Raw genomic sequence first — 10,883 nt, 5'->3', positions numbered from 1 at the left:
GATCAGGCCGTGCCGAGTTCTTCGTCCAGGAAGCTGAAGATCTCCTCGGCGGACGCCGAGGACAGGCTCTCGTCGTCGCCGGTGGCGTCCTGGGTGCCGGAGCCGGTGTAGGTCCACAGGGAGAGCAGTTCGCGCAGCCGGTCGCCGACGGCGACCCGGTCGGCGTCGCCGTCGGCCACGGTCCGCATGACGTGCTCCAGCTTGTTCAGCTCGCCGAGCACCGTCAGCGCGGACGTGCTCCGCTCGGCCAGCAGCGCGCCCCGCAGGTGCTCGACGAGGGCCGCCGTGGTGGGCCGGTCGTAGATCAGCGTGGACGGCAGGCGCAGGCCGGTGGCCGCGTTGAGGCGGTTGCGGAACTCGACGGCGGTGAGCGAGTCGAAGCCGAGTTCGACGAAGCCGCGTTCGGCGTCGATGGACCGGATCGAGGCGTACCCGAGGACGGCGGCGGCGTGCGTGCGGACCAGGTCGGACAGCACCTGGTCGCGGTCGGCCTCGGCGGTGGCGGCGAGGGTGTCGCGCAGCGCCGCCGCCGGGTCGCGCTCGGCGGCGCGGGCCGCGCCCGTGGTCGCCGGGCGGACCAGCGACCGCAGCACCGGCGGCACCGCGGCGGGCCCGTGCCGGCCGATGAGGGCGAGGTCGAGGTTGACCGGTACGACGACGGGGTCGGCGAACCGCAACGCCTCGCTGAACAGGTCCATGCCCTCCTCGGCGGCGAGCGGGACGAAGCCGCCCCGGTTCATCCGGTCCTCGTCGACGTGCCCCGGCTGCCCGTCGCCGGTGTCGTTGGCCCACGGCCCCCAGGCCATGGAGGTGGCGGGCAGCCCCCGGTCGTGCCGGTGCTGGGCGAGCGCGTCGAGGAAGCAGTTGGCGGCGGCGTGGTTGGCCTGCCCGGGGCCGCCGAACAGGCCGGCGGCGGAGGAGAACAGCACGAACGCGGCCAGGTCCAGCTTCTCGGTCAGCTCGTGCAGGTGCCAGCCGGCGTCGACCTTGGGCCGGAGCACGGCGTCGAACCGGTCCGGGGTGAGGGCGCCGAGGATGCCGTCGTCGAGCACTCCGGCGGCGTGCACCACGCCGGTGAGCGGCCGGTCGGCGGGGAGCTGGTCGATCAGCAGGGCCAGCGCGTCGCGGTCGGTGACGTCGCAGGCGGCCACCCTGGCGGTCGTGCCCAGCTCGGCGAGTTCGTCGACGAGCGCCGCCACGCCGGGGGCGTTCCCGCCGGTGCGGCTGACCAGCAGCAGGTGGCGTACCCCGTGCCGGTCGGCCAGCCGGCGGGCCACCAGCCGGCCGAGCGCGCCGGTCGCGCCGGTCACCAGGACGGTGCCGGCGGCCAGGTCGGGGTCGGGCCGGTCGGCGGACGGCGGGCCGAGCCGGGTCAGCCGGGGGACGCGGAGCTGGCCGGCGCGCACCGCGAGCTGCGGCTCGCCGGTGGCGAGCGCCGCCGGCAGCAGGTCGGCGGCGGCCCGGTCGTCGTCGACGTCGACCAGCACGATCCGGTCGGGGTTCTCCGACTGGGCGCTGCGCAGCAGCCCCCACGCGGTGGCGGCGGGCAGGTCGGCGATCCGGTCGCCCGCGTCGACCCGGACGGCGGCGCGGGTGACCACCACCAGCCGGGCGGTGGCGAGGGTGTCCTCGGCGAGCCACTGCTGGGCGAGCGCGAGGGTGCGGTGGCTGACCCGGTGGGCCAGCCGGGCCGGGTCCGGCTCGCCCGGGTCCGACCCGCCGCAGGTGACGACCACCGCGTCGGGGACGGCCGCGCCGGCGCGCACCCCGGCGACCAGGGCGGCAAGGTCCGGGGATCGGTCGGCGGCGGGCCAGTCGTCGCCCAGGGCGACCAGCCGGTACGGGTTGTCGGCGCGGACCGCGTCGGGGGTGACCCAGTCGAGGCGGTGCAGGGACCGGGTGGCGGCGCGGCGGGCCGCGCTGAGCTGCTCGCCGGAGATGGGCCGCAGGACGAGGCCGGTGACGGCGGCGACCGGCGTCGCGCCGGTGTCGGTGACCGTCAACGCGATCGCCCCGGAACCGGTGGCGGTGAGCCGGATCCGCAGCTCCCGGGCTCGGGTCGGTCGGATCGTCACGCCGGTCCAGGCGAACGGCAGGCCGGGCCGGATGTCGGGGCCGCCCGTCGCGGGCGGCGGGGCGGCGTCGTCGGGGCCGGCCCCGGCGACGCTGGCGCCGATGGCGTGCAGCGCCGCGTCCAGCAGCGCGGGGTGCACCGAGAAGGCGGTGGTGTCGGTCGCCGCGTCGGCGTCCAGGGCCACCTCGGCGAGGATGTCGGTGCCGGAGCGCCACGCGGCGCGCAGGGACCGGAACACCGGGCCGTAGTGGTAGCCCTGCTCGGCGAGGCGGGTGTAGAGCCCGTCGAGGGCGATCGGCTCGGCGTCGGCGGGCGGCCACACGGCCGCCGGGGCGGGGGCCGGGTCCTCGGTGGCGGCGAGCAGGCCGGAGGCGTGCCGCTGCCACTGCCGGGACCCGTCGGTGGCGTCGTCGGGTCGGGTGTGCACGGAGACCGGTCGGTGCCCGGTGTCGTCGGCCGGGCCGACCCGGACCCGCAGGTCGACGCCGCCCTCGGCGGGGATCGCCAGGGGCGCTTCCAGGTTCAGTTCGGCCACCGACGCGGCGTCGGCGTGCCGGCCCGTCCAGGACGCCAGCTCGACCAGCGCGGTGCCGGGCAGCAGCACGGTGCCCAGCACGGCGTGGTCGGCCAGCCACGGCTGGGCGGTCAGGGAGATCCGGCCGGTGAACAGCAGCCCCTCGTCGCCGGGCAGCTCGGCGACGGCGCTGAGCAGCGGGTGGTCGACGACGTCGAGGCCGACGGCTGGCAGGACGGCCCGGTGGGCGCCGGTGCGCTCCAGCCAGAACCGGTGCCGCTCGAACGCGTACGTGGGCAGGCCGACCGGGTCGGCTCCGGCGAGGATCCGGCGGTGCTCGACCGGCAGCCCGACGGTGTGGGCGGCGGCGAGGGCGGCCAGCAGCCGGCTCGGCGCGTCGCCGTCCCCGCGCAGGGTGGTAAGCACCTGGCCGGGTACGCCGGCCGTGGCGAGCGCCCCGGTCAGCTCGGCGGTCGACGCCGGGTCGGGCGACAGCGCCACGAAGGTGACGTGGCCGGCGGCGACGGCGGCCCGCAGGGCGGCGTCGAGGGACCCCGGCCGGTGGACCCCGTCGGCCCAGTGGCCGGCGTCCAGGGACGCCGGGTCGGCCCAGTCCCCGGTCACGGTCGACAGCAGGCGGGCGGTGCCCGGCTGCGGGGCGAGGCCGGTCAGTTCGGCGCGGAGGCGGTCGGCGTCGTCGTCGGCCGGGTCCGCGGCGGCCCGGGCCCGCAGGGCGACCACGCGGGCCGCGTCGGGCAGGGAGAGCACGCCGGCCACGCAGGCGGCGGTGACCTCGCCGTCGGCGTGGCCGAGCACGGCGGCGGGGGTGACCCCGGCGTGCCGCCACACGGCGGCCAGGGCGATGCCGACGGCGAAGGCGACGGGCTGGGCCAGCTCCGGCCGGTCCACCCAGGACCGGTCCGCGCCGGTCAGCAGGGCGGCCGGGTCGACGTCCAGCCAGGGGGCGAGGGCGGAACGGCAGTCGGCGAGCGCGTCGTCGAGGGCGGGGCACCGGCCGACCAGATCGGCCGCCGCGTCGAGGGTGGCGCGGGCGTCCGGGAGGACGAACACGGGGCCCGGCCCGTGGCCGGTGACGGCGCCGGTGAGCAGGTTGCCGGCCGGGGTGCTGGCGGCGAGCGCGTCCAGGCCGGCGAGCAGGTCCGGGGTGCCCGCGCCGAGCACCGCCGCCCGCCGGTCGAACGTCGACCGGGTGGTGGCCAGCGACCAGGCCACCGCCGCCGGGTCGAGCCCGGGGTGCTCCCGCACGTGCCGGGCCAGCCGGGCGGCCTGCGCGGCCAGGGCGGCCGTGGAGCGCGCCGACAGCGGCCACAGCACCGTGTCGGCGGCGAGCAGGCAGGGGTCGGGCGCGGACGCGGGGGCCGCGTCGGCGTCGTCGGCGGCGGGCAGCTCGACGAGCACGTGGGCGTTGGTGCCGGAGATCCCGAACGAGGACACCGCGGCCCGGCGCGGCCGGTCCACGGCCGGCCAGGGGCGGGCCCGGGTGACCAGCTCCACCGCCCCGGACGACCAGTCGATGTGCGGCGACGGCTCGTCGGCGTGCAGGGACGCCGGGACGAGGCCCTCCCGCATCGCCAGCACCATCTTGATCACGCCGGCCACCCCGGCGGCGGCCTGGGAGTGCCCGATGTTCGACTTCACCGAGCCCAGCAGCAGCGGCTCGCCGCCGTCGCGGCCCTGGCCGTACGTGGCCAGCAGGGCCTGCGCCTCGATCGGGTCGCCGAGGACGGTGCCGGTGCCGTGCGCCTCGACGACGTCCACGTCGGCGGTGGTGAGCCGGGCGCTGGCCAGGGCCTGCCGGATCACCCGCTGCTGCGACGGCCCGTTCGGGGCGGTCAGCCCGTTGGACGCGCCGTCCGAGTTGACCGCGGACCCGCGGACCACGGCGAGGATGCGCCGGCCCTCGCGGCGGGCGTCGGAGAGGCGCTGCACCAGCAGCATGCCGACGCCCTCGGACCAGCCGGTGCCGTCGGCGGACGCGGCGAACGACTTGCACCGGCCGTCGCCGGCCAGCCCGCCCTGCCGGGAGAACTCCTGGAACGCCGTGGGGGTGGCCATCACGGCCACGCCGCCGGCCAGCGCCAGGTCGCACTCGCCCCGGCGCAGCGCCGCCCCGGCCAGGTGCAGCGCCACCAGCGACGACGAGCAGGCGGTGTCGACGGTGACCGCCGGCCCCTCCAGCCCGAGGGTGTACGCGACCCGGCCGGAGATCACGCTGTGCGCGGCCCCGGTCATCAGGTACCCCTCGACGCCCTCGGGGACCTCGGTCAGCCCGGTGCCGTACCCGGAGGTGGAGGCGCCGACGAAGACGCCGGTGCGGGTGCCGCGCAGCGCGGCGGGATCGACCCCGGCCCCCTCCAGCGCCTCCCAGGACGCCTCCAGGGTGAGCCGCTGCTGCGGGTCCATGGCCAGCGCCTCGCGGGGCGAGATCTCGAAGAACGCGGGGTCGAAGTCGGGCACGTCGTAGAGGAAGCCGCCGGCCGGGGCCTGGGTGCCGTCGAGGCCCTCGGGGATCTCCCAGCCCCGGTCGGTGGGGAACGCCGACACGGCGTCGACGCCGTCGGCGACGAGCCGCCAGAACTCCTCCGGCCCGCCGACGCCGCCCGGGTACCGGCAGGCCATGCCGACGATCGCCACGGGCTCGTCGGCGTGCACGACGAGCGTCTCCCCCGCGTCGGCCGCGTCACCCCCGAAGACCAGCTCGCGCAGGTGCGCGGCCAGCTCGGCGGGGGTGGGGTAGTCGAAGACCACGGTGGTGGGCAGGCGCAGGCCGGTGGCCGTGTTCATCCGGCCCCGGAAGTCGACGGCGGTCAGCGAGTCGAAGCCGAGGTCCTTGAACGGGCGTCCGCGCAGCTCGTCCGGGGTGGCGTGGCCGAGGACGGCGGCGGTCTGCTCGTTGACCAGCCGCAGCAGGTCGCGTTCCTGGTCGGCGGCGGAGAGGCCGGCCAGGTGGCGCAGCGGTTCGGCGACGGCGCCCGGCGCGGGCGCGGCGGACTCCTCGGCGTCGAGCAGGGCCCGCACCTGGGGCAGGTCGCCGAGCAGCGGGCTGGGCCGGGCCACGGTGAACGCCGGGTGGAACCGGGCCCAGTCGACGTCGGCGACGGTGACGCATCCGGTGGGCCGGCGGGTCGCCCGGTCCAGCGCGACGAGCGCCCGGTCGGGGTCGATCGGGGGCAGGCCCATCCGGTTGAGCTGCGCGGTGGCCACGTTCTCGGCGGCCATGCCGCCCTCGCCGCCCCAGGCGGTCCAGGACACGGCGGTGGCCGGCAGTCCCCGGCCGCGCCGGTTGACCGCGAGGGCGTCCAGCAGCGAGTTTCCGGCCCCGTACGCGCACTGGCCGGCGCTGCCCCACACCCCGGAAATGGAGGAGAAGAGCACGAACGCGGCGAGGGGACGGTCGGCGAGGCAGTCGTCGAGGTGCAGGGCGCCGAGCACCTTGCCGGCGACGACGTGGGAGAACTCGTCGAGGGTGGTGTCGGTCAGCGGGGTGAGCTGGTCGGTGCCGGCGGCGTGCACGACGGCGGTCAGCCCGGGCAGCGTGTCCAGCAACGCGGCCACCGAGGACCGGTCGGTCACGTCGCAGGTGGCGGCGGTGACCCGCCCGTCGGCGCCGTACCTTTCGAGCAGGTCGGCCACGGCGGGGGCGGCGGCGCCCCGGCGGCTGGCCAGCACCACCTGCCGGGCGCCCCGGTCCAGCAGCCAGCGGGTGACGTGCCCGCCGAGCCCGCCGGTGCCGCCGGTGACCAGGACGGTGCCGCCGCTCCAGTCGACGGCGGGCCCGTCGTCCACAGCGGCGGGGGCCGGCACGAGCCGGCGGGCCCAGACGCCGCCCGAGCGGACGGCCACCTGGTCCTCGCCGCCGTCGGCGAGCACGGCGGCCAGTCGGCGGGCGACCGCGTCGTCCACGGTGGACGGCAGGTCGACCAGGCCGCCCCAGCGGTGCGGCTGCTCGACGGCGGCGGCGCGGCCGAGGCCCCAGACCTGGTTCTGCAGCGGGTGTTCGACCTGGTCGGCGGGGGCCGCGGCGACCGCGCCGCTGGTGACGCACCACAGCCGCGCCACCAGGTCGAGGTCGGTCAGCGCCTGGACCAGCGCGAGGGCGGTGGCGGCGGCGAGCGTGACGCCCGGGTGCTCCGGCAGCAGCCGGTCCTGGCCGGCGACGACGAGCAGCACGCCGTCGACGGGCCGCTCGTCGGCGGCCTCCCGCAGCCGGGCAACCAGCGCCGCCCGGTCCAGGTCGGCCCCGCCGACGGTGAGCGGTTCGGCGTCGGGCAGCCGGCCGGCCAGCCCGTCGGCCCAGGCGGGGGCGTCGGCGGCGGGCAGCACGACCAGCCAGCGGCCGGTGGGCGCGTCGCGGTCGGCGACCGGCACCGGCTTCCACGTCACCTGGTACGACCACTCGTCGGCCAGCGACCGCTCCCGGCGCGACCGCCGCCAGGAGCTGAGCACCGGCAGGGCCGGCAGCAGGGTACGCACGGAGTCGTCGTCGGGGTCGACGCCCAGCTGGCCGCCCAGGGTCTCGGCGTCGGCGCCCTCCAGCGCCGCCCAGAACCCGTCGTCGTCGCCGGAGGCGGTGGCCGCGACGGCGGCGGGCGGCGGCTCGGGCCAGAACCGCTGGCGGCGGAACGCGTACCCGGGCAGCGGCACCCGCGCGATGTCGGCGCCCGCGAACAGCGCGGCCCAGTCCACGTCGACCCCGCCGCCGTGCAGCTCGGCGAGGGCGGCGAACGCGGAGCCGGGTTCGGCGCGGTCGCGGCGCAGCAGGGCGGTCGCGGCCCGGTCCTCGTCCCGGCCGGTGGCGGCGAGGATGTCGCGGGTGAGCGCGGTGAGTACCCTGCTCGGACCCACCTCCAGGAAGGTGCGCACGCCCATGGCGCACAGCCGGTCGACGCCGTCGGCGAACCGGACGGCCTCCCGCACGTGCCGCACCCAGTATTCGGGGGTGCGCACGGCGTCGGGGTCGGCGACCTCGCCGGTCAGGTTCGACACGATCGGCAGCGTCGGCGGGTGCAGCTCCACCCCGCGCAGCACGGCGGCGAACTCGTCGAGCATCGGTTCCATCAGCGGGCTGTGGAAGGCGTGGCTGACCCGCAGCGGGCGGGTCCGCACCCCCTGGTCGGCCCAGCGGCGTTCGAGTTCCTCCACGGCGTCGGCGGCACCGGAGACCACCACCGAGGTGGGGCCGTTCACGGCGGCGACGGCGACCCGGTCGTCGAGGCCGGTCAGGGCGGCCCGGACCGCCTCGGCGGGAAGCTGGACCGACAGCATCGCGCCGCCGGCCGGCAGGGCCTGCATCAGCCGGCCCCGGGCGGCGACGACGGCGGCGGCGTCCGGCAGGGTCAGCACACCGGCGACGTGGGCCGCCGACAGCTCGCCGATCGAGTGGCCGAGCAGGACGTCCGGGACGACCCCCCAGCTCGCCAGGAGCCGGAACAGCGCCACCTCGAGGGCGAAGAGCCCGGCCTGGGTGAACAGGGTCTGGTTGAGCAGCGCGGCGGCCTCGTCGCCCTCGGGCGCGAAGATCACCGGGGCCAGCGGTCGGGGCAGGTGGCGGTCCAGCTCGGCGCAGACCTCCGCCAGCGCGCGGGCGAACACCGGGAAGGCCCCGGCCAGGTCGCGGCCCATGCCGCAGCGCTGCGCGCCCTGCCCGGAGAAGAGGAACGCGAGCTGGCCGCCGCGCGGCCCGGCGCCGGTGACCAGCCCGGGCGCGTCGTGGCCGGCGGCGAGCGCGCGCAGGCCGGCGAGCAGTTCGGCGCGGTCGGCGGCGAACAGCACGGCCCGGTGCTCCAGCCGGGCCCGGGTGGTGGCCGACGACCAGCCCACGTCGGGCAGCCGGAGTTCGGGGCGGGCCTCGAACAGGTCGGCCCAGCGGGTGGCCTGCTCGGTGAGCGCCGCCGCGTCGCGGGCGGAGAGCAGCACCGGCACGAGGCCGGCGCCGACGACCGGCGCTGACCCGTCCCCGGCCGACGTGGCCGCCCCGGCCCCGGCGGTGGTGCCCCCCGCGGTGCCTGCCCCGGCGGTGGTGGCCCCGGCCGTGCCTGCCCCGGCGGTGGTGGCCCCGGCCGTACCGGCCCCCGTGGTGGTGGCCGCGTCGCGCCCGGCGTCGCCGTCCGCGCCGGGCACCGCCGACCCGGGGTCGGCCTCGGCCGGCGCCTCCTCGATGATCACGTGGGCGTTGGTGCCGCTCATCCCGAACGAGGACACGCCTGCCCGGCGCGGCTGCTCCCCGGCGACCCACGGCTGGGCCCGGGTCACCAGCGACACCGCGCCGGCCGTCCAGTCCACGTTGGGGGTCGGCTCGTCGACGTGCAGCGTCGCCGGCACCGTCTCGTGCCGCAACGCCATCACCATCTTGATCACCCCGGCGACGCCGGCGGCGGCCTGGGTGTGACCGATGTTCGACTTCACCGAGCCGAGCCACAGCGGCCGGTCCGCCGGTCGGCCCTGCCCGTACGTGGCGAGCAGCGCCTGCGCCTCGATCGGGTCGCCGAGGGTGGTGCCGGTGCCGTGCGCCTCCACCACGTCGACCTGCTCGGGCGAGAGGCGGGCGCTGGCCAGGGCCTGCAGGACGACGCGCTGCTGGGACGGGCCGTTGGGGGCGGTGAGCCCGTTGGACGCGCCGTCCTGGTTGACGGCGCTGCCCCGGACTACGGCCAGCACGGGGTGCCCGTGCCGGCGGGCGTCGGAGAGCCGCTCGACGAGCAGCAGGCCGACGCCCTCGCCCCACCCGGTGCCGTCGGCGGCGGCGGCGAAGGACTTGACCCGCCCGTCGGCGGCGAGGCCGCGCTGCCGGCTGAAGCCGATGAAGGCGGACGGGGTGGACATGATCGTGGCGCCGCCGGCCAGCGCCAGGGTGCACTCCCCCTGGCGCAGGGCCTGGCAGGCGAGGTGCAGGGCGACCAGCGACGAGGAGCAGGCGGTGTCGACGGTGACGGCGGGGCCCTCGATGCCGAGGGCGTACGAGATCCGGCCGGACACCACGCTCGCCGCCGTGCCGGTGAGGATGTATCCCTCGGTGCCGGGCGGCGGCGGCTGGAGCAGCGACACGTAGTCCTGACCGGTGGTGCTGGCGAAGACGCCGACCTGGTGGCCGTGCAGCGCGGACGGGTCGATGCCGGCGTGCTCGAACGCCTCCCACGACGTCTCCAGCAGCAACCGCTGCTGGGGGTCCATGGCGAGCGCCTCGCGCGGGGAGATGCCGAAGAAACCCGCGTCGAAGTCGGTGGCCGAGTCGAGGAAGCCGCCCTCGGAGGCGTACGACGTGCCGGGGTGGTCGGGGTCGGGGTGGAACAGCCGGGTCAGGTCCCAGCCCCGGTCGGCGGGGAACCCGGAGATGGCGTCCTCGCCCGAGGCGACGAGCTCCCACAGGTCCTCCGGGGAGCGCACCCCGCCGGGAAAGCGGCAGGACATGCCGACGATCGCGATCGGCTCCCGGCTGGCCGCCTCGAGCTCGCCGAGCTTCCTCCTGGTCTGGTGAAGGTCCGCCGTCACCCATTTCAGGTATTCCCGTAGCGTATCTTCGTTCGCCATTAGCGCCACCTATTCGGGCCGGAACAACCAGGCGACCCAATACCGTCCACAGACGCCTCAAGCCGCGAAGACCAGAGCCCATAAAGCCGACCACGAATTGCCAGACAGACAGCGCTGCAGCCCACACCAGGTCTTACTTACCGGAGGAAGGTATTTGGCCCCGGACAGCGCTGCCAACCCCTAGCGAGCCCCTACCACTGCCCCTAGCAGCAGGCCCGCAGGCTGGGACGACGCGCCCGGTCGACGGGCACCGGCCGGTGCCCGTCGACCGGCGGGCGGGCGGGTGCGACACCCGCCCCGGCCGGCTTCGCCGTTCTCGTCGACACCACGCGCCCGTCGGCCTTTTCCACTGTGGCACATTGAACCATTCCGCGTAACGATGCATGACGTCGCGCAGTGAACAACTCCGCTGGAAGTGTTCCTTTCACAGACCACTGTCCGACCCAGGGCCTCGGCAAGGTCGTGAGGGTATCCGGCTTGCCGGCCGGCCCCAGGGGACGGCGCGCTGCCGACACCATCGCCTCCTGCCGGGTCGGCCTGCCCTGCGTGGGTCCCTATGGAGCCAGAGCCCCGGCAAAGTCGCGGAGTGTCCGGTACCGCGCAGATCGGAGCCGCGTACGTGGATGCCGCCGGTGCGGCGATCACCGCGCAACTCGGCTACGTAGTCCCGCCCCCGGCACCACCCCACCGAAGCCCGTCCTGCCGCCCTGTCCCCCGCCCCCGCACCCGCCCCCGCACCCGCCGAAC

Annotated in this window: 1 protein-coding gene; it reads right to left on the bottom strand. The window is 77.1% G+C overall.

Annotated features, from left to right (window positions below):
• Window positions 1-2: 2 nt before the first annotated feature.
• The gene (locus ACQPZO_RS09775) at window positions 3-10,136 is read right to left on the bottom strand and encodes a type I polyketide synthase (protein WP_433348982.1); all 10,134 of its coding nucleotides are present in this window, start codon (window positions 10,134-10,136) and stop codon (window positions 3-5) included.
• Window positions 10,137-10,883: the final 747 nt, after the last annotated feature.

This window comes from Micromonospora sp. CA-111912, from assembly GCF_050948415.1.
In the GTDB taxonomy this organism is placed as follows: domain Bacteria; phylum Actinomycetota; class Actinomycetes; order Mycobacteriales; family Micromonosporaceae; genus Micromonospora.
This window is presented reverse-complemented; position numbering and strand designations above follow the sequence as displayed.

Excerpts from the sequence above, each read along its gene's own strand:
- ACQPZO_RS09775 (WP_433348982.1), bottom strand. The coding sequence starts at position 10,136 with ATGGCGAACGAAGATACGCTACGGGAATACCTGAAATGGGTGACGGCG.